23 protein-coding genes and 1 pseudogene are annotated in these 19,387 nt (G+C 63.1%); 17 read left to right on the top strand and 7 right to left on the bottom strand.

All coding sequences use genetic code 11. From position 1 onward, the window contains the following. Positions 1-17 precede the first annotated feature (17 nt). Entirely contained in the window at positions 18-932 is a 915-nt protein-coding gene (gene rarD, locus ACQZ5H_RS02365) for an EamA family transporter RarD (RefSeq protein ID WP_449096633.1), read from the top strand. A gap of 17 nt (positions 933-949) precedes the next feature. Here the strand turns inward: rarD and ACQZ5H_RS02360 are convergent, their stop codons facing one another. Then, positions 950-1,573 carry an LOG family protein gene (locus ACQZ5H_RS02360; RefSeq protein WP_449096632.1) on the bottom strand — a complete coding sequence of 208 codons (624 nt, stop codon included), beginning with the start codon at positions 1,571-1,573 and terminating at the stop codon, positions 950-952. A gap of 155 nt (positions 1,574-1,728) precedes the next feature. On the opposite strand from ACQZ5H_RS02360, the gene ACQZ5H_RS02355 reads away from it, so the two are divergent. From ACQZ5H_RS02355 to ACQZ5H_RS02335, 5 genes and pseudogenes are all read left to right on the top strand, one after another. Then, positions 1,729-3,801: a LysM peptidoglycan-binding domain-containing protein gene (locus ACQZ5H_RS02355; RefSeq protein WP_449096631.1), complete on the top strand. Its 2,073-nt coding sequence runs from the start codon at positions 1,729-1,731 to the stop codon at positions 3,799-3,801. A gap of 209 nt (positions 3,802-4,010) precedes the next feature. Continuing rightward, the gene (locus ACQZ5H_RS02350; protein ID WP_449096630.1) at positions 4,011-5,885 is read left to right on the top strand and encodes an ABCB family ABC transporter ATP-binding protein/permease; all 1,875 of its coding nucleotides are present in this window, start codon (positions 4,011-4,013) and stop codon (positions 5,883-5,885) included. 136 nt (positions 5,886-6,021) lie between these two features. Continuing rightward, positions 6,022-6,723 (top strand): annotated as a pseudogene (locus tag ACQZ5H_RS02345) (phosphatidylserine decarboxylase); the annotation flags it as partial. Positions 6,724-6,741: 18 nt separating this feature from the next. After that, positions 6,742-7,587 carry a CDP-diacylglycerol--serine O-phosphatidyltransferase gene (gene pssA, locus ACQZ5H_RS02340; protein ID WP_112719561.1) on the top strand — a complete coding sequence of 282 codons (846 nt, stop codon included), beginning with the start codon at positions 6,742-6,744 and terminating at the stop codon, positions 7,585-7,587. Positions 7,588-7,743: 156 nt separating this feature from the next. Further along, positions 7,744-7,884, top strand: coding sequence for a hypothetical protein (locus ACQZ5H_RS02335; protein ID WP_449096629.1), 141 nt, complete (start codon positions 7,744-7,746; stop codon positions 7,882-7,884). On the opposite strand, the gene ACQZ5H_RS02330 is transcribed toward ACQZ5H_RS02335, so the two are convergent. The 3 genes from ACQZ5H_RS02330 to ACQZ5H_RS02320 are packed head-to-tail and all read right to left on the bottom strand — an operon-like array spanning position 7,881 to position 9,661. Further along, positions 7,881-8,504 (bottom strand): LysE/ArgO family amino acid transporter, encoded by a 624-nt coding sequence (locus ACQZ5H_RS02330; RefSeq protein ID WP_130282850.1) that lies wholly within the window; start codon positions 8,502-8,504, stop codon positions 7,881-7,883. The genes ACQZ5H_RS02335 and ACQZ5H_RS02330 overlap by 4 nt on opposite strands. Before the next feature lie 31 nt (positions 8,505-8,535). Beyond that, complete coding sequence (locus ACQZ5H_RS02325; RefSeq protein ID WP_449096628.1) at positions 8,536-9,297, bottom strand: SOS response-associated peptidase; 762 nt, start codon at positions 9,295-9,297, stop codon at positions 8,536-8,538. Positions 9,298-9,340: 43 nt separating this feature from the next. Further along, positions 9,341-9,661 carry a YnfA family protein gene (locus tag ACQZ5H_RS02320; protein WP_449097013.1) on the bottom strand — a complete coding sequence of 107 codons (321 nt, stop codon included), beginning with the start codon at positions 9,659-9,661 and terminating at the stop codon, positions 9,341-9,343. A 100-nt stretch (positions 9,662-9,761) separates the two neighbouring features. On the opposite strand from ACQZ5H_RS02320, the gene ACQZ5H_RS02315 reads away from it, so the two are divergent. The 9 genes from ACQZ5H_RS02315 to ACQZ5H_RS02275 all read left to right on the top strand — a co-directional run bounded on the left by ACQZ5H_RS02315 (position 9,762) and on the right by ACQZ5H_RS02275 (position 15,444). After that, on the top strand, positions 9,762-10,178 hold the full coding sequence (locus ACQZ5H_RS02315) for an NUDIX hydrolase (RefSeq protein WP_449096627.1): 417 nt from the start codon (positions 9,762-9,764) through the stop codon (positions 10,176-10,178). Positions 10,179-10,238: 60 nt separating this feature from the next. Further along, positions 10,239-10,676, top strand: a complete 438-nt coding sequence (locus tag ACQZ5H_RS02310) for a TIGR02301 family protein (RefSeq protein ID WP_130282856.1) — start codon at positions 10,239-10,241, stop codon at positions 10,674-10,676. A gap of 100 nt (positions 10,677-10,776) precedes the next feature. Continuing rightward, entirely contained in the window at positions 10,777-11,034 is a 258-nt protein-coding gene (locus tag ACQZ5H_RS02305) for a hypothetical protein (protein WP_112719678.1), read from the top strand. A gap of 15 nt (positions 11,035-11,049) precedes the next feature. Beyond that, on the top strand, positions 11,050-11,802 hold the full coding sequence (locus ACQZ5H_RS02300; RefSeq protein ID WP_112719567.1) for a hypothetical protein: 753 nt from the start codon (positions 11,050-11,052) through the stop codon (positions 11,800-11,802). 76 nt (positions 11,803-11,878) lie between these two features. Continuing rightward, entirely contained in the window at positions 11,879-12,718 is an 840-nt protein-coding gene (gene ygfZ / locus ACQZ5H_RS02295) for a CAF17-like 4Fe-4S cluster assembly/insertion protein YgfZ (RefSeq protein ID WP_449096626.1), read from the top strand. A gap of 26 nt (positions 12,719-12,744) precedes the next feature. Further along, positions 12,745-13,317: a YfbR-like 5'-deoxynucleotidase gene (locus ACQZ5H_RS02290; protein ID WP_449097012.1), complete on the top strand. Its 573-nt coding sequence runs from the start codon at positions 12,745-12,747 to the stop codon at positions 13,315-13,317. Beyond that, positions 13,314-13,844: a tyrosine phosphatase family protein gene (locus ACQZ5H_RS02285; RefSeq protein ID WP_449096625.1), complete on the top strand. Its 531-nt coding sequence runs from the start codon at positions 13,314-13,316 to the stop codon at positions 13,842-13,844. The genes ACQZ5H_RS02290 and ACQZ5H_RS02285 overlap by 4 nt, the downstream gene beginning before the upstream one ends. Before the next feature lie 61 nt (positions 13,845-13,905). Then, a complete protein-coding gene (locus ACQZ5H_RS02280; RefSeq protein WP_449096624.1) occupies positions 13,906-14,814 on the top strand; it encodes a mechanosensitive ion channel family protein in 909 nt (302 codons plus the stop codon). A gap of 54 nt (positions 14,815-14,868) precedes the next feature. Next, positions 14,869-15,444 carry a hypothetical protein gene (locus ACQZ5H_RS02275; protein WP_449096623.1) on the top strand — a complete coding sequence of 192 codons (576 nt, stop codon included), beginning with the start codon at positions 14,869-14,871 and terminating at the stop codon, positions 15,442-15,444. Positions 15,445-15,662: 218 nt separating this feature from the next. Here the strand turns inward: ACQZ5H_RS02275 and ACQZ5H_RS02270 are convergent, their stop codons facing one another. Both ACQZ5H_RS02270 and ACQZ5H_RS02265 read right to left on the bottom strand, forming a co-directional pair. Beyond that, entirely contained in the window at positions 15,663-16,178 is a 516-nt protein-coding gene (locus ACQZ5H_RS02270; RefSeq protein WP_199628868.1) for a superoxide dismutase family protein, read from the bottom strand. A gap of 115 nt (positions 16,179-16,293) precedes the next feature. Further along, positions 16,294-16,608, bottom strand: a complete 315-nt coding sequence (locus tag ACQZ5H_RS02265) for a hypothetical protein (protein WP_112719572.1) — start codon at positions 16,606-16,608, stop codon at positions 16,294-16,296. 265 nt (positions 16,609-16,873) lie between these two features. On the opposite strand from ACQZ5H_RS02265, the gene ACQZ5H_RS02260 reads away from it, so the two are divergent. Then, positions 16,874-17,518 (top strand): HD domain-containing protein, encoded by a 645-nt coding sequence (locus tag ACQZ5H_RS02260; RefSeq protein ID WP_449096622.1) that lies wholly within the window; start codon positions 16,874-16,876, stop codon positions 17,516-17,518. A 9-nt stretch (positions 17,519-17,527) separates the two neighbouring features. After that, complete coding sequence (locus ACQZ5H_RS02255) at positions 17,528-18,385, top strand: MOSC domain-containing protein (protein WP_449096621.1); 858 nt, start codon at positions 17,528-17,530, stop codon at positions 18,383-18,385. On the opposite strand, the gene ACQZ5H_RS02250 is transcribed toward ACQZ5H_RS02255, so the two are convergent. Continuing rightward, positions 18,382-19,377, bottom strand: coding sequence for an aldo/keto reductase (locus ACQZ5H_RS02250; RefSeq protein ID WP_449096620.1), 996 nt, complete (start codon positions 19,375-19,377; stop codon positions 18,382-18,384). The genes ACQZ5H_RS02255 and ACQZ5H_RS02250 overlap by 4 nt on opposite strands. Between the last annotated feature and the right edge of the window lie 10 nt (positions 19,378-19,387).

Here is a 19,387-nt window from a genome sequence, read left to right as displayed (position 1 = left end):
AATATGGAAACGCCCCCATGTCCGTCGATGCGACCGCGCCTGTTATCAAGAACGAGGATAGTCCGCGAGGATTTGCCTTCGCGCTGACCGCCTATCTCTTGTGGGGCTTTCTGCCGATCTACATGAAGGCGCTGGCGCATATCTCGCCGGCAGAGGTTATCGCGCATCGTGTTCTCTGGTCTGTTCCGATCGCGGGGCTCGTGCTTCTGGTGCTCGGCCGCACGCAGGAAATCCGCGATGCGCTGCGTTCGCCGCGGATGATCGCCATGGCGACGCTGACGGCGGCGCTGATCACCGTCAACTGGGGCACCTATGTCTGGGCGATCGGTGCCGGGCATTCGCTCGATGCGGCGATCGGCTATTTCATCAATCCGCTGATCAGCATCTTCATGGGCTCGGTACTGCTCAAGGAAAAGCTGCGGCCGATGCAGATGGCGGCGATCGGGCTGGCGGCAATTGCGGTCATCGTGCTGATCGTCGATGGCGGCGGCATGCCGTGGATCGCGCTGACGCTGGCCTTCAGCTGGGCCTTCTACGCCTTCTTCCGCAAGACGCTGCCGCTCGGGCCGAACCAGGGCTTCCTGCTCGAGGTGCTGATCCTCAGCATTCCCGCGATCCTCTACATTCTCTACCTGGAACTGGTGACCGGCCAAGGCCATTTCATCGAGACCGGCTGGAGCGATACCGCCCTCCTGCTCGGCTGCGGCCTCGTCACCGCCCTGCCGCTGATGATCTATGCCAATGGCGCCAAGCTCCTGAAGCTCTCCACCATCGGCATCATGCAGTATATCGCGCCGACGATGATCTTCCTGATCGCCATCTTCGCCTTCCACGAGCCGCTCGGCACGGCGCGCATGATCGCCTTCCCGCTCATCTGGGCAGGTCTGGTGCTCTATACGCTGTCGATGCTGAAGGCGACGCGCGGGCGCTAAAGCGCCCGCCTCACGTCTTACATCTTGGAGAGAACTTCGTCCTCGCCGCCGCGATCGGCGGCAATTTCGGCTGCCTGCGCCATGATCGCCGGAATGATGCCGGAGACGTCGTCGATGACGAGCGGCTGGACGCGATGGGCGGTGTGGATGAAGCCTTCTTCCGTCATGTGCTTCATCAGCTCCATCATCGGATCCCAGAAGCCGTTGATATTGGCGAAGACCATCGGCTTTTCGTGACGGGCGAGCTGTGCCCAGGTCATGATCTCGACGATCTCTTCCAGCGTGCCGATGCCACCCGGCAGCGCCACGAAAGCGTCCGAACGCTCGAACATCATGTGTTTGCGCGTATGCATGTCAGGCGTTACAATCAGTTCGTTGAGCTGGCCGAGCGAATGGCGCGTCGCTTCCATGTCGATCAGGAATTCCGGGATGATGCCGGTGACCTGGCCGCCCGCCGAAAGCACACCGCTGGCAACCGCCCCCATGATGCCTTTCGTGCCACCACCGTAGATGAGCCTTAACCCGTATTCGGCAATTTCCTTGCCGAGCGTGCGGCCGGCAGTCATGTATGCAGCGTCGCGTCCCGGCCTGGAGCCGCAGTAGACGCAGATGGATTTTATCGAGTGCGATTGATCAGTCATGGGGCCAAACAACTATTCCGGGGCTGGGCAGTCAAGAAAAATGAGGCAAAACCTACGTCTTAAGCGTAGGTGATCGCCTTGGATGCTTGTGAAGAGCGACGGGAATCGCTAGCAATTTCTGATACTACGGCACATTTGCCGCCTGGGGAGAATGAATGATGAGAAACCGCGCCGGCTTGCTGGCCCTCGCAGTGCTTGCAATTGCAATCCTTCTTATGGTCTTCGTGGTCATGCCCCGGATCGGCGGAGACGCGTCCAAGGTCGGCGATGCGATCAACCAGGCAAGCAACGAAGTCAAAAATACCGTCGAAGAAGCAGGCAAGACCGCTCGCAACGCCGTTGCCGATGCTGCCGCCACCACAGAGAAGGTCGGCCGCCTGACGGCTGACGCCGGACAGTCTCTCACCGAACTTAAGGCGCTCTTCGCCGACGGCAAGACCCCGGCTGCAGATGCCCTTTCGGCTGCCAAGACGAAGGCGACCGGCGCGCTGCAGGCGATTGCCGATTTTGCAGTGCCTGACGGCATCGACCCGGCGACCGCTGCGATCATCACCAAGGCCAAGGACGGCGCTTCGAAGGCGCTCGCCACCATCCAGGCGCTTCCTGAAAATGCCGCCGATGCACTGGCCGCGCTCCTCAAGGCAGAATCCGAACTGACCGGCGCACCGGCAGCTCAGCCCGGCACGGCTCCCCAGCCGCAGGCTGACACGACGGCCCAAGCGCCGGCAGCAGCCGATGCCAACGCACCGGCCGCAACGACGCCCGCCGCCGACCAGGCGAATGCCGGTCCGAAGCTCCCGGCCTTCGACGTTCTGCGCGTCGAGCCCGATGGCTCCACCGTCATTGCCGGCTCGGCCGAGCCGAACGGCAAGCTCGAAGTCGTCGATGGCGACAAGGTCGTCACCACGACCGATGTCGGCCCCTCCGGCGACTTTGCAGCCGTGCTCGACAATCCGCTCGGCCCCGGCGATCACCAGCTGGTGCTGAAGGTTACCGGCAAGGACGGCAAGGTTCAGACGTCGGAAGAAGTCGCGACCGTTTCCGTGCCGAAGGACGGCAGCGGTGCCGAGCTCCTCGCCATGGTTTCCAAGCCGGGTGAAGCAAGCCGCATCATCACCGCTCCGAAGGCCGAGCAGCAGACCGCTGCGGCTACGCCTGCCGCGAACGGTGCGACGCCCGCCCTGCCCGCAGCTTCCACCGATATCGCCAATACCGCACCGGCCGTTCCCGCCGCTCCGGCTGAAGTCATGGTCAATGCCGTCGAAATCGAAGGCAACAAGATCTTCGTTGCCGGTACCGCCAAGGCCAATGCCAACGTGCTCGCCTATGCCGACGACAAGCTGATCGGCAAGGCACGCGCCGGTGGCGACGGCCATTTCGTCATCGACGGCGCCATGGATCTGGCCGTCGGCGACCACAAGATCCGCGTCGATGTCGTCGATGGCGCCGGCAAGGTTCTCGTGCGCGCCGCCGTCAACTTCAACCGTCCGGAAGGCGATCAGGTCACCGTCGCTGCACAGACCTCTGCGCCGAGTGCTGCACCGGCAGCGGCAACGCCCTCGATGGTTCCGCTTGAAGAAGGCGAACTCGCCAAGCTGAAGACGGATGCCGGCAAGGCTTTCGCGCTGCTGAAGGGCCTGTTCGTCAACGGCCAGCTTCCCGGCAACGAACAGCTCGCCGCCGCCCGTTCGGCGACCGAGTTTGCGCTGCGCTCGATCTCGGAATTCCGCCCGTCGGTGGATGCCCGCGCCGAGTTCAAGGAAACCGCTGCCAAGTCCTCGCAGTCGGCAGCAAGCGCGCTGACGACGCTGCAGGCGCTGCCGCGTGATGCCAAGTCCGTTGGTGCGGCGATCGACAAGCTCGCCTCGATCATCGACGAGCTGACGACCGTTCCGGCTGCACCCGAGGCACCGGCCACTCCGGCTGCACCCGCACCGGCGACCAACGAAGTCGCATCGGGCAACAGCAGCGAGCCGAAGACGATCGAGCAGGCGCCGCTGACGACGAGCAACAACACCGTGATCATCCGCCGTGGCGATACGCTCTGGCAGATCTCGCGCCGCGTCTATGGCGCCGGTGTCCGTTACACGACGATCTACATGGCCAACGAGGACGAGATCAAAAACCCGGACCGCATCCTGCCGGGCCAGATCTTCGGCGTTCCGAAGGACGCGCTGCCGAACTCGGAAGAGCTGCATCGCAAGCTGAAGGCCGGCGAACACCTCTAGGCTTTGTGTCATTATGACGAAAAGGCCGGGCGAACCTCTCGCCCGGCCTTTTGCTTTGGCGGTTTGCCGTTGCATTCGGGCGCTGCAAATCCTATGTGCCGGGAAACGGCGAGACTGTCTGGCGGAGGCTCCGAAAGAGCCGATCCGCCTTTTGCAATTTGCCGCTATCGAAAACGATCAAAGCCCTGCCCCCGGGCTTGGAGATAGACATGGCAAACAAGACGGTCTCTGATTCCAACCTGATGCGCACGCTGTTCAATCTCTGGCCCTATATGTGGCCAAACGAACGGCCCGACCTGAAGATGCGCGTCGTCTGGGCCTCGGTCTATCTGCTGGTCTCGAAATTCGTGCTGCTGCTCGTCCCCTACTTCTTCAAGTGGTCGACCGATGCGCTGAACGGCAAGACCGATCTCCACACCAGCCTTCCGCCGCTGCTGACCGGCGCCATCGCGCTGATCATCGCCTATAACCTGACGCGCCTGATCCAGCTGGCGCTCAACCAGCTGCGCGACGCGCTGTTTGCCAGCGTCGGGCAGTATGCGGTGCGCAAGCTCGCCTACAAGACCTTCGTGCACATGCACGAGCTGTCGCTGCGCTTCCATCTGGAGCGCAAGACCGGCGGCCTGTCGCGCATCATCGAGCGCGGCACCAAGGGCATCGAAACGATCGTCCGCTTCACGATCCTGAACTCGGTGCCGACGGTCATCGAATTCCTGCTGACGGCCTTCATCTTCTGGTGGGGCTACGGCTTCTCCTATCTCGCCGTCACCGCCTTCACCGTCTGGGCCTATATCTGGTTCACGATCCGCGCCAGCGACTGGCGCATCGCCATCCGCCGCTCGATGAACGACAGCGATACCGACGCCAATACCAAGGCCATCGATTCCCTCCTCAACTTCGAGACCGTGAAATATTTCGGCAACGAGGAGATGGAGGCCAAGCGCTTCGACAAGTCGATGGAGAAATACGAGAAGGCGGCGACCGACGTCTGGACCTCGCTGGGATGGCTGAACTTCGGCCAGGGCGTCATCTTCGGCATCGGCACGACGATCATGCTGGTTCTCTCCGGCCTTGCCGTCCAGCGCGGCGAGCAGACGGTCGGCGACTTCGTCTTCGTCAATTCCATGCTCCTGCAGCTTGCCGTGCCGCTGAACTTCATCGGCTTCGTCTATCGCGAAATCCGCCAGGGCCTGACCGATATCGAGCAGATGTTCGATCTTCTGGAAGTGAAGGCCGAAGTCACCGATGCGCCCGACGCCAAGCCGCTGGCGATCGGCCAGGGCGCCATCAGCTTCAGGGACGTGCATTTCTCCTACGATCCGGCCCGCCCGATCCTGAAGGGCATTTCCTTCGACGTGCCCGCCGGCAAGACGGTCGCCGTCGTCGGCCCCTCAGGTGCGGGCAAGTCGACGCTGTCGCGCCTGCTCTACCGCTTCTACGATATTCAGAGCGGGGCGATCACCGTCGACGGCCAGGATATCCGCGGACTGACGCAGAAGAGCCTGCGAACGGCGATCGGCATGGTTCCGCAGGATACCGTGCTCTTCAACGATACTGTCGCCTACAACATCCGCTACGGCCGCCCGTCGGCCAGCGAGGCAGACGTGAAGACGGCCGCCGAGATCGCCCAGATCGCCCATTTCATCGAGCTGCTGCCGGAAGGCTTCGAGACCAAGGTCGGCGAACGCGGGTTGAAGCTTTCGGGCGGCGAGAAGCAGCGCGTGGCGATCGCCCGCACGATCCTGAAGGCGCCGCCGATCCTGATCCTCGACGAGGCGACATCGGCGCTCGACACCACGACCGAAGGCGAAATCCAGGCCGCGCTCGATGCCGTGTCGAAGAACCGCACCACGCTGGTCATCGCCCACCGGCTGTCGACCGTCATCGGCGCCGACGAGATCATCGTGCTGAAGAGCGGCGAGATCGCCGAGCGCGGCACGCATGGCGAACTGCTTGCCAAGAACGGCCTCTACGCCTCGATGTGGAACCGCCAGCGCGAGGCAACCGCGGCCGAAGAACACCTGAAGCAGGTGCGCGAGAGCGACGAAATGGGCGTTGTCACGCGCCTTGCCCCCGCCACCTGACCATCTGAACAAAACGGCTGATTTGCCGTTTTGCTGTTTAGAACCTTGACACAAAGGCCGCGGCAGCGGCCACGGCATTGCCCCGGCCGGAGTTTTTCTATAACCAGCGGTAACGAAAAAACCGAGGAGACCGGCGCATATGAGCCTGCTTGATACCGTTCGAAACACCATCGTTCCGGTCCATAAGGAAGGCTATCCTTTCGTCGCCGCCTTCTTCGTCGCGTCGCTGCTGCTTGGCTGGCTGTTCAAGCCGCTGTTCTGGGTCGGTCTGATCCTGACGTTGTGGTGCGCCTATTTCTTCCGTGATCCGGAGCGCATGACGCCGCAGGACGACGATCTCGTCATCTCGCCTGCAGACGGCAAGGTCTCGTCGATCCAGATGGTGACGCCGCCGGCCGAGCTCAATCTCGGCAGCGAGCCGATGCTGCGCATCTCCGTGTTCATGAACGTCTTCAACTGCCATGTGAACCGCTCGCCGGTGCGCGGCCGCATCGTCAGCATCAACTATCGCTCCGGCAGCTTCGTGAATGCCGAGCTCGACAAGGCCAGCGAAGACAACGAGCGCAACGGCCTCGTCATCGAAACTGCGCATGGCAATATCGGCGTCGTGCAGATCGCCGGTCTGGTTGCGCGGCGCATTCTCTGCTGGGCCAATACCAACGAGCCTCTCGATGCCGGTGAACGCTTCGGCCTGATCCGCTTCGGTTCGCGCCTCGATGTCTTCCTGCCTGCCGGTGCTGCGCCCCGCGTCGCGCTCGGCCAGACGGCGATTGCCGGCGAGACGGTGCTTGCCGAATTCGCCTCCGCCAAGGGTCCGGTCATCAGCCGCCGCAGCTAAGACGATCAGGAGCGACAGATGGAGACGCCTTTCCCACCTTTCGAGCCCAACGGACCGAACGATTCGGCGCGTGGTCCGCGACTGCGTGAAATCCCGCTCCGGCTGGTCGTTCCCAATCTCATCACCATTCTAGCCATCTGCGCTGGCCTGACCGGCATCCGCCTCGCCTTCGAGGGCCGCTACGAGCTTGCCGTGATGATGGTGCTGCTCGCCGCCTTCCTCGACGGCATCGACGGCCGCATCGCGCGGCTGATGAAGGCGACGTCGAAATTCGGCGCGCAGATGGATTCGCTCGCCGATATCGTCAATTTCGGCGTGGCCCCTGCCCTCGTCGGCTATGTCTATGCGCTCGACCAGGCCCGCTCGATCGGCTGGATCGCGGCGCTGATCTATGCGATCGCCGCCGGCCTGCGCCTTGCCCGCTTTAACGTCATGTCGGAGCGCGAGAACCGGGCGCCCTGGCAGTCGGAATATTTCGTCGGCGTGCCCGCGCCCGCCGGCGCCATGCTGGTGCTGGCGCCCGTCTATCTCGGTTTCCTCGGCCTGGAGACGGACCGCCTCTTCGCGCTCCTCTCGTCGGCCTATACGGTTCTCATCGCCTTCCTGCTGATCAGCCGCCTGCCGGTCTGGTCCGGCAAGCAGGAGGGCAGCAAGCTGCGCCGCGATCTGGTGCTGCCGCTGATGCTCGGTGTCGTTCTCTATGTCGCGCTGCTGATGAGCTACACCTGGGAGATCATGGTCTTCACCGTGGTCATCTATCTGATCTCGCTGCCCTTCGGCGCTCGGCGCTGGAAGAAGAAATACGGCACGCTGACGATAGAAGAACCGGGCGTCGGCGAAGACGATATGGGCCGCCATATCTGATTTGATTAGCACGCTACTCATGCGTGCTTTTCGCATCAAGCCTCGCGCAAAGTTTTCGCCTTACACACTTCCTGATAATCGATGCCTCTATTTTGTCGCTATTGCCGACAAAAGAGCAAATCAGAACATGTCCAGGGAACACGTAAGGAGAGTATCGTGACCTCGAAGAAGACTGGCTCCACGGAACAGCCGGCCAAGCATGACCTCAGCAGCCACTACCGCCCGCTCGGCCTGAAGGCCGTGCTGGCAGCAGCGCTGATGCTGAAGAAGCCTGCCCTCATCAAGAAGCCCGCCTAAGCGGCCGCGAAAAAGCGGATGAGCAGGCTGATCGCCAGCAGGCTCATGACGACACCGATGATGACGTCGAGAACCCGCCAGGCGGCGGGTTTCGCGAAGACCGGCTGAAGCAGCCGCGCTCCATATCCCAGCCCGAAAAACCAGACGAATGACGCAACGGCAGCACCGATGCCGTAAGCGAGGCGATCTGCGCCCTGATAAGCGGCCGACAGGCTGCCGAGCAGCACCACCGTATCCAGATAGACATGCGGATTGAGGAAGGTGAAGGCGAGGCATGTGGCGACCGCCGCCTTCAATCCCAACGCCTGCGGCGCCCCGGCCTGCATGGCGCCTGGATGCAGCGCGCGGCGAAAGGCCATGAAGGCATAGGAGCCGAGGAAGACGGCGCCGCCGAGCGTTACCACCGAGATCAGCACCGGCGACTGCGATACCAGCGTGCCGAGACCGCCGACACCGGCGGCGATCAGCAGCGCATCCGACAGCGCGCAGATCAGGCAGAGAATGAAGACATGCGAGCGCAGCAGGCCTTGGCGGAGAATGAAGGCATTCTGAGCGCCGATGGCGATAATCAGGGATGCGCCAAGGAAGAAGCCCGAAAGGGCAGCCGAAATCGAGATCATGAAGATGGTCCGGGAATGAGAAGATTGGAAATCAGAAGAAGCTGAGCTGCCCGTCGCCGGGCTTCTTGGCAGGTGCCTTCGGGGGCTTTTCGAGAACGACGGGCGTCTGCAGGTCCTCGCCCATATTCGCCACCTTGTTGACCTTGTCGGAAACGGGGATGGCTTCGAAGAAATCTTCCTCGACCGGCTTCATCAGGTCGGCAACCTCGCGCGGCTCCTGCGTCTTGCAGTCGAGCCAGCGGGTATAGTCCTCGGGCTTGATGACGACGGGCATGCGGTCGTGGATCGGGGCGATCGCAGCATTGGCCGCCGTCGTCAGGATCGCGCCGGTATCGACTTCCGAGCCATCGGCCGACGACCATGTCTCCATCAGCCCGGCAAAGGCAACGATGCCGCCATGCTTCGGCTTGATCCAGTAGGCCTGCGATTTCTGGCCGCTTTCCTTCGACGGGCGGTGCCATTCGTAGAAGCCGCTTGCCGGGATCAGGACGCGGCGGTGGCGCATGGCGGCGCGGAAGGACGCCTTGCCGATCGCCGTTTCGGCCCGCGCATTGATCAGCAGCGGAAATTCCTTGGGATCCTTGACCCAGGAGGGCGTGAAGCCCCAGCGCACCAGGACGGCGCGGCGATCCGGAAGGTTGCTGCCCTTCTCCGGCGTTTCTCCGGAGACGACGACGAGGATCGGCTGCGTCGGCGCAATATTGTAACGCGCCGGAAAGTCCTCGAGCTCAAAAAGCCCGAGCAGATCCTGCAGCTCTTCCGGAGATATCGTCAGGGCGTAGCGTCCGCACATGCCCCTGTCTTTGCACCCTGCCGGGCAACGGTCAAGGGTGGGCTCAACTGCGTGGCGCAAAGAGGATGATCGCTGTTCCGGCAAGACAGATCGCGGCGCCGCCGATGTCCCAGCGGTCGGGAATGCGGTTTTCGACGACCCACAGCCAGAGGAGCGAGGCGACGATATAGATGCCGCCGTAAGCGGCGAATGTGCGCCCCGCAGCCTCGCTCGGCACGAAGGTCAGCAGCCAGGCGAAGAGCGCCAGCGACACCATGCCCGGCGCCAGCCACCAGACGGACTTGCCCATCCTGAGCCAGGCCCAGAAGGCGAAGCAGCCGGCGATCTCGAAGAGCGCGGCAAAGGCATAGATCAGATAGGTCAGCGGGCTTCTCTTCGAATCGATGCTGCGTTAGTCAGGTTCATCGATACGCTCGGCGATCGCCCCGCAATTCGCAACCGGCAGAGCCACGGAAACGGCAGAAATGACTTCGACGGCCAAGGCAGCATCCTCCGCCATCCTCGAACGCGACGGCAAATATCTGCTGGTGCTGCGCCGCAATCCGCCATCCGCCGACATGTATGCCTTTCCGGGCGGCCGCGCCGAAGAGGGCGAGACGCCCGATGAGACGGCGCTGCGGGAATTCCAGGAAGAGACCGGTATTGTGGCTCGCAACCCTCAACTCTTTTCGGTCTACGATCTGAAGACCTATGCCGCTGACGGTAGCGTCACCAGCCATTTCTTCCTGTCGGTCTTCACCGTCGAGGCCGACGCCGACGCTGTTGCGGAAGCCGCCGATGATGCCGCCGATCTCGGCTGGTACAGCGTAGACGAGATCCGCCGGATGCCGGTGCCGCAATCCGTTCTCGAATGCGCCGAGCGGCTGGCGCTTCGACAATAACGGCGTGGAAACTCCGCCACGCGCCTTGTTCCCGACACGGCTTGCGTATCAACTGGTCACATGATTCCCGTACGACGCGTTGTTTTGTCCCTGTTCTTGTGCGCCGGTGCAGCGATGAGCGCGCCCGTCTGGGCACAGGGCAAGAATGCGGCGGCGCCTGCGGCACCCGAGGCACCCCCGCCTCCACCGGCGGCCGTACCCTACGACGACAAGCTTTTGCGCTTTGCGGAAGTGATCGGTTCGGTGCATTACCTGCGTACTCTCTGCAAGGCGCCAGGCGGCGACGAGTGGCGCAACAGCATGCAGCAACTGCTTGATTCCGAAGCGAAAGACGAGCCTCAGCGCAAAGAGAAGCTGACCGCTGCTTTCAACCGTGGATACCGTGCCTTCGCATCCGTCTATACCGATTGCACCGCATCGGCGATCGTGGCAGAAGAGCGCTACCGTAACGAAGGTGCAACACTTGCCACAGAAATTACTTCGCGGTTTGGAAATTGACGTTTAATTAACCTGTTTTCACTCCCGCGCGTGTCGTTTTGGGAAAAGGCTGATAGAGTTGTTAACCAGGCAGTAAGGCATGCAGTTCGAGGAAAAGAAAATGGAACCGAGCCTCAACGACATCGACGACATGATCGTCCATGAAAAGATGCAGGCGGCTTTGGAGTACCACAACGAAGCTTGGGCTGACGGCATGGCCGACGGCATCGAGCCTGAGATCATCGCCGACACCGCCATCATTCACGCCCTTCGCGAAACGATCCGCCTGCATGGCGAAAACAGCGCGGAAGCCCTGCTCGATTCGCTGCGTGAACGTATGCTTGCTGGCGAGTTTTCTCCGAACCGCAGACTGCAGTAAAAATTAGAGAGTCGGATGCACACCGGTAAGGACAAGGCCCCGCGGCGGCTGATCGCGCCGCTTCTCGTTGCTCTATGCGCTGGCGCCGGCATTTTCGCGGCACCCGCAGCCTTTGCGCTTTCAGAGCTGCACAAGGCACCCGGACAGCCTGATCCGCAGGCGACCGACCAGAAGAACACCCAGCAGACGCAGACACCGCCGGCCGCGACGCCCGGCGTGCCGATGCCCGATCCGCTGGTGAACAAGGATCATGCGGCGCAGAGCACCGACAAGACGCCCGGCGCATCCGACAGCGGCAAGCCCGTCGACGTGATCTACGACATCACCAAGGTTCCCGAACCCGTGCGCAAGATGCGCGAACAGATCGTCGAAGCAGCGGCTTCCGGCGATCTCGAGCGTCTCCGCCCGCTGATGGGCACCGGCGCACAGCAGACGCAGGTCAGCGTCGGCCAGCCGACCGACGATCCGATCGGCACGCTGAAGGACCTTTCCGGCGACCCTGACGGCGACGAGATCCTGGCGATCATCCTCGACGTCATCTCCACCGGTTTCGTGCATGTCGGCGCGGGGACTGCCGATGAGGCCTACGTCTGGCCCTATTTTGCCGAGAAGGACCTGAAGGCGCTGACGCCGCCGGAGCGCGTCGAGCTGCTGCGCATCGTCACCGCAGGCGATCTTTCCGACATGCAGGAATTCGGCGGCTACAATTTCTACCGCCTCGGCATTGCGCCCGACGGCAAGTGGAAGTTCTTCACCGCCGGCGATTGATCGCCCCTGCCCGCCGCTTGCAGCGGCGGCGCGGAAGACTTAACTCTGAGCGATCACGAACGCGACAGGTTTCGCCATGCCCTCCGTCTTTCTTCCGCACCGCGCCCTTCTCAGGATCGGTGGCGCGGACGCCGAGTCCTTCCTGCAGAACCTCATCACCACCGATATCGTCTCGATGGCGCCGGATGAGGCACGCCCGGGCGCGCTACTGACGCCGCAGGGCAAGATTCTCTTCGATTTCATGATCTGGCGTGATGGCACGGATTTCGTCATCGAGACCGAGCGCGAGCAGTTCGAAGCGCTGACAAAGCGGCTGACCATGTACAAGCTGCGCGCCGCCGTGACGCTGGCGCCGGTGGACGCCGAGGGTGTGACCGTTTCCTGGGACAATGATGCCGCCGATGGCGCTGCCGATAGCCGCTTTGCCAAAGCCGGAGTGAGACTTCACCGCCAGGCCGGAAAGCACGGCACTGACGGTGTGGCGCTCTATGACGGCCTGCGCGCGGCGCATGGTGTCGTCACCTCGGGCGCCGATTTCGCGCTGCAGGACGCATTCCCGCATGACGTGTTGATGGATCTGAACGGCGGGCTCTCCTTCAAGAAGGGCTGCTATGTCGGCCAGGAGGTCGTATCCCGCATGCAGCATCGCGGTACGGCGCGGCGGCGGGTGGTGACGGTTTCTGCTGGCACACACCTGCCGGCATCGGGCACGGAGATCACCGCAGGCGGCAAGCCGGTCGGCACGCTCGGCACGGTCAGCGGCAAGAGCGGGCTGGCAATCGTGCGCATCGACCGCGCCGGCGAAGCGATGGCTGCGGAAACGCCGCTGCTCGCCGGTGACGTGCCTGTCACGCTCGCCCTGCCCGGCTGGAGCGGCCTTGCCTTCCCGTCCACATCCGACGAGGCCAGCGCGTGACGAAGCCGCCCCGCGCCTGGCAGCGCATGCTCTCCGGCAGGCGGCTCGATCTTCTCGATCCCTCGCCGCTCGATGTCGAGCTCAGCGATATCGCCCACGGTCTTGCCCGCGTGGCGCGCTGGAACGGCCAAACCTCGGGAAATCACGCCTTCTCGGTTGCGCAGCACAGCCTCGTCGTCGAGGACATCTTCCGCCGCCTCAACGAGGCGAGCGCCAGCGACTGCCTGATGGCGCTGCTGCATGACGCCCCGGAATATGTGATCGGCGACATGATCTCGCCGTTCAAATCCGTCGTCGGCGGCGGCTACAAGACCGTCGAGAAGCGGCTGGAGGCGGCGGTGCATCTCCGCTTCGGTCTGCCGCCGCATGCCTCGCGCGAGCTCAAGGACAAGATCAAGAAGGCCGACACCATTGCCGCCTATTTCGAGGCAACCTACCTTGCCGGCTTTACCTCCGTCGAGGCGCAGAAGTTCTTCGGCCAGCCGCGCGGCATCACCAAGGAAATGCTGCTGATCGAGCCGCTGCCGGCCACCGAGGCGCAGCAGCTGTTCTGCGATCGCTTTGCGGCGATCGAGGCACTCAGGAGCGCCAAGCCGTGACGCGGATCGTTGTCTCGCCGCTTGCCCGCATCGCCGAGATGGCCGTGCGCCACGGCGCCCGCGAGATGGTGAGCCTGATGGCCAAGGAACAGGCGTTCCACCGCCCGGGGGTGATTTCCGCCAGCCGCCATCTGCTGCTGCATATGAACGACATCGCCTTCAAGGGTACCGGCAATCTGGTAGCGCCCGGCGAAGCGCATGTGCGCGAGATCATCGGCTTTGCCGCCGCCTGGGACCAGAGCGCGCCGCTGCTCGTTCATTGCTGGATGGGCGTGTCTCGATCACCGGCGGCGGCCCTTGTCGCAGCCCTTTCGCTGGTGCCCGATCAGGATGAGAAGACGCTTGCGGAGCGGCTGCGCGCAGCCTCCCCCTATGCCACGCCGAACACCCGGATCATCGAGATCGGCGATGCGCTGCTCGATCGCAAGGGCAGGCTTGTCGATGCCGTGCGCGCCATCGGGCGAGGCGCGGAAGCCGACGGCAATGCGCCTTTCATGTTTACGATCGCGCCCGAAAAAGCCGGTTGACGCTCCCACACCCTGCCCCATCTAGCCAAGTGCAATGGAAATTCGAGGTGTGGCAGCAGGCATGGAACAGGCAACAGACGTCATCGTAGCAACCCGGACAGCACTCAGCCAGGCAAGCGCGCTTGCCGTCCAGTATTCCTTCTCGATCCTTGGCGCGATCATTCTCCTCATCGTCGGATGGGCGATGGCGAGCTTCGTCAGCCGCTGGGCCTATGAAGGGATTTCGCGGGTGCGCGGCATCGACGAAACGTTGGCGCGCTTCTTCACCAACGTCCTGCGCTACGCTCTCCTCATCCTCGTCTTCATCACCGTGCTCGGCCAGTTCGGGGTGCAGACGGCCTCGATCATCGCCGCTCTCGGCGCTGCCGGCCTGGCGATCGGCCTGGCGTTGCAGGGCACGCTGCAGAACATCGCGGCCGGTATCATGCTGTTGATCCTGCGGCCTTTCCGGGTCGGCGAATATATCGAGACCAGCAGTATTTCGGGCACGGTGCGCGAGATCGGGCTCTTCGCCACCGAGTTCAAGACCGGCGACGGTCTCTACCGGCTGGCGCCGAACTCCATCCTCTGGAACACGCCGATCACCAATTACAGCCGCGAACCGACCCGGCAGAACGAGCTGAAGGTGACGGTCGCCTATGCCGACGATATCGACGCGGCGATGGACCGGCTGCTGTCGATCAGCAAACAGGATTCGCGCGTGCTGAAATCGCCGGCACCGGCCGTGTTCATCGATACGCTCGGCGGCGCGACGCTCGGGCTGACGCTGCGTTACTGGGCGAAGACCGGTGATTGGTGGGCGCTGAGCCGCGACATGGTCAAACGTGTCAAGCTGAGCTTCGACGAAGGCGGCCACCTGATCCCGGTCTCCGCCGCCAATGGCAATGCGGTGCCGGAACCCGAGCCGGACGAAGCGCAGAAACCGGCCCGCCGCCGCGCCTCCTCCAAGGATCAGACGACGCGTCAGTGACGCAGGGCGGAACGTTTTGACTCCCTGCCGGTTAATCTCTCAAGGAGATTGACCATGCCGTTGCCGAACTACCGGGACACATTCCTCCAATGCCTGACGACGCTGAAAGGTCTTACCGCGCAATCGGAAGAGTATGTCCGGTTTCGCTGGCAGGCGATCTATCTCACCCGCGGCCGGTTCTCCTATTTCTTCCGCGGGGCGTTGGATGGCGCCAGCATCGGCTTTTCCGGCCAGCAGATCGATCTGACGAACGGCGAGGTCAGCATCATCCCCGCCCGCTCCGTCGGCCTTTATGGCGCGACCTTCGGGCTGAACGAAGCGATCACCGCCTATAGCGGCCCGCAGAAATCGGTGATCGAGGTGGCGCATGCCTTCAACGAGGCGAGCGAGATGGATTATCACCCCGAGTTCTTCTACGTGCGCATGAACCTGCTGCACACCGCAAGCGACAGCAAGATGGGCTTCACCCGCGATCCCCGGCTTCGCGAAAACACCAATCTGATCTTCGTCGGACTGGAAGACCAGATGACCGCAGACCTGCTGGAGGAAAGCGACATCGCGCGCTGGGTGGCGCAGGAGAAGCCGATGGCATCCACGGAATGGTATGCCGAGCGGTATTATTACAGCTGAGCTTTGCCGAAGGGACTGCCCGCACAACACCTGGAGCCCCCTCACCCTACCCACCGGGGCCGAGCCGACGGTCTCGGCCCGTCCTTCGGACCCCAAGGGAAGAGGGAATGTCGAGTTTGCGGGAACGTCCCTTCTCCCCCACGGGGAGAAGGTGCCCAAAGGGCGGATGAGGGGCCGCGCGCGCAGCAGGGCAAATCAATCACCCCACAGCCCAGACCCTACTCGATCACTCCACAAGCCAGGCGCTCGCCCGCATCACCCGCCGGCTGGCTGCGGTAGTCGTCGGAATTGGCGTGGATCATCAGCGCCCGGCCGCGGATGCCGTCTTCCTTGCCGTCAAGCGTCACCATGCTGTCGAAAACCTGGGCGCGGAGAATGCCGTCCTGGCCGACATACTGGTTTGGCAGGTCGCCGGCGTGGGGACCCTTGGCAGCCAGGAAGCCGTGCTCGGCCTTGGTCGGGTTGAAGTGCTTGCCGGCCGATTCGTGATGCGTTGCCGGATCGCATTTGCCGGTCTCGTGAACGTGGAAGGCGACCCATTTGTTGGCCGGGAGACCCGCAATCTCGGCCTCGATGAAGACGCCGCCATTGGCGGCTGCCGTCAGCGTCGCGCGGCCGGTTTCCTTGCCCTTGGCATCGACGAAATTGGCGGTCGCCGTCTGCTTGTCCTGCGCGTTGACGGCAAAGGCCGCTGCAGTGAAGGCGAACGCCGCGAGCGCGATTGTCTTTTTCATGAGGGTTTCCTTCCGCTTGGCTGTTCGTTGTCCAACGTCTCAAGCCGGAAGGGGTTCCTGCAAAACAAAAGCCGGCCACGAGGACCGGCTTCGTACAATCGCCATTCCCGGCGCCTCAGGAGGCGATATCGAGATCGTACTGGCCGTAGGTGTTGCGGTAAACATCCGGAAGGCCGTCGTCATTGGATGCGCTCATCGCCATGTCGCTTACGCCACCGCGAAGGCCCATCATCAGGGCGAGAACATTGTCGGTCGCCGTCGAGCGCGGCTCGGACTGCGGTTCGTCTTCGCTCAGCTGAGCGAGAATTCCAGGCTTTTCATCGGCAGCACGCTCGCCACGGCTCAATACGCCGTCGCCATTGGTGTCGAGCCGGGAAAGCGTTGCCAAATAGGCATAGGCCGTGTCTGAAACTGATGAAACATTGCTCATGCAAACCTCCGTTCACCGTCTCTGTCCGGTGATGGCTGTACGCAATACAAAATGTTGGACGATCAAAACTGACTCGGTGAATACCGTGCTTAGTGAGTCGGGTCAATAAGCTGTTAACTTCGCATTAAGGAAGGTTGACAAAGAGTTTTCACCTGTGGCCCGGGCGCCGTTTTCCACGGCTTCCCGCCTTCGCCAAAAGCCTCATTGCAACTGGCGGCGCGAGGCCTTATCTCGGGCGTCCATACCAACAAATGCGGTGACGAGAATGCATCAGGCCGAAGCCTTTGCCCCCTTCGAAAGCCTTGCGGCAGAGCTTATTCCATTCGCCACGGAAGGCGACGACGGTTCGCACGATCTGGCGCATGTGCTGCGCGTCTTCAAGAACGCCATGCGTATCCAGAAGAACGAAGGCGGTGACGCCCGGATCCTGGCAGCCGCCGTGCTGCTGCACGATTGCGTCGCCGTCGAGAAGAGCTCGCCGCTGCGTTCCAAGGCATCGGCGCTCGCCGCCCAGAAGGCATCGGGGATCCTGCAGAAGATGGGCTGGACGGCAGAGGATATCGCCGCCGTCGCCCATGCGATCACCGCGCACAGCTTCTCCGCCAATGTGACGCCCGAGACGCTCGAGGCGAAGATGCTGCAGGATGCCGACCGGCTGGACGCGATCGGCGCCGTCGGCGCGGCGCGCTGTTTCTACATTGCCGGGCGTATGGTCTCAGGACTTTACGATCCCTTCGATCCCGATGCCAGGGAGCGCCCACTCGACGACAGGCGCTATGCCATTGACCACTTCCAGACAAAGCTGTTCAAACTGGCTGACGGCTTCCAGACGGAAGCTGGCCGGGCGCTTGCCGCCGAGCGCGACAAGCGGCTTCGCAATTTCCTCGCGGATTTCATGGACGAGATTTAGGAGACGGGCATGCGCATCAGCGATCTTTTCATCTATCCGCTCAAGAGCGCACGCGGCATCGCCATCCCCTTCTCCGATATCGACGCTTTCGGCCTGCCGGGCGATCGCCGGGCGATGATCACCGATGCTCAGGGGCATTTCATCACCCAGCGCGAATTGCAGGATCTGGCCCGCATCGAGGTGCGCCCCGAAGCGTCCGCTTTCCGCCTGCTGATGGATGGCAAGGGCGAGATCGCCGTGCCGCCGCTACAGCCTGGCCGGCGCATGGATGTGTCGGTCTGGAAAGAGCCGGTGAACGCCGCCGTTGCCGATGACGACAGCAACCGCCGCCTCTCCGAATGGCTGGGGCGCGAAGTAAAGCTGGTGTTCTTCGACGGCGAGGCAAAGCGCGTTGCCAGCACCGAATGGGCGGGCGGCGAAACGCCCGTGACTTTTGCCGACGGCTATCAGATCCTGGTGACGACGACCGGTTCGCTGAAGGCGCTGAATGCCGATCTTGCGGCCCATGGCGAAGGCGCCGTCGGCATGGAGCGGTTCCGTCCGAATATCGTCGTCGACATCGACGAGCCCTGGCCGGAGGATCGCTGGGCGGCGATCGAGATCAACGGCATCCGCTTCGATCTCGTCAAACCCTGCGCCCGTTGCATCATGACCACGCAGGACCAGCAAACGGGCTCGCGCGACGTGCCGAACCCGATGCCCGCCATGGGGCGCCTGCGCATGTCGGCGGACCGGCGCGTGCCCGGCCCGCTCTTCGGCTGGAACGTGACGCCGCGCGGCAGCGGCAAGATCGCCGTCGGCGACACCGTCAGGGTGATCGAAGAACGCGCCGAGGGCTGGCCGCTGAAGGTGCGCAACCGCGCCTAAAGGCCAGCAAGCGCCCGGTCGATCTCGTTCATCACATCTACGGGCAGCGGCCCTTTCGCCAGCGCACCGGCATTTTCCTCGACCTGCGCCACCGTGCGGAAGCCGGGGATCGGCAGCGTGCGCGGCGAGCGCGCCCAGAGCCAGGCGAGCGCGCCCTGCGTCAGCGTGCGCCCGCCATCGGTCAGCAGGTTGCGGACGGCCTGCAGGCGGGCCGCGAATTCCGGCGCGATCTTGCCATCCTTGAAATAGACCATCCAGTCGAGGCTGGCACCGCGGACGTCCTTCTCGCCAACCGTCTTGCCCGGCGTGAACTTGCCGCTGAGCAGACCCATGGCGAGCGGGCCACGGTTGATCGAGATCAGGCCGTTCTTCTCGACGACATCGATCATATCGGGCACCGGCTCGAAGACGTTCATCGTATGCTGGATCGAGACGAAGCCGTTGCGATGGACATGGCGGGCGGCGCGGTCCGTGTAGTCGGTGCTCCAGCCGAAAGCGTCGATCTTACCTTCGGCCTTCAATCTCTCCAGCGTCTCGAAGACCTCGTCGGATGCTTCCAGCGGGAAGTCGTTGAGATGGAACTGCAGGAGATCCAGCCGCTCGCGGCGCAGGCGGCGGAGCGATGTCTCGGCAGACGCGCGGATGAAGGCGGGGTCGGCAAAGGCGCCGGTCGCCTGCTTGGTCCTCTCGTCGGTCGCATGGCCGAACTTGGTGGCGATGACGATATCGTCGCGACTGCCGATGGCACGGCCGACGACCTCCTCGGAATGCCCTGCCCCGTAATTCGATGCGGTATCGAAGAAGTGGATGCCGAGATCGACGGCGCGCGCGATGGCGCGGAGCGATTCGGCGTCATCGACCTCGCCCCAGCCGAGCGGCACATCGCCGGCATAGAAGGGACCGCCGATCGCCCAGCATCCCATGCCGAGGCGCGGGATCTCACGGCCGTTCCATAGCGTGATCGTCGTCGCGTTATCGGGTTTCGTCAGCATGTCATCCTCC

This window comes from Rhizobium sp. 21-4511-3d, from assembly GCF_053522545.1.
This window is presented reverse-complemented; position numbering and strand designations above follow the sequence as displayed.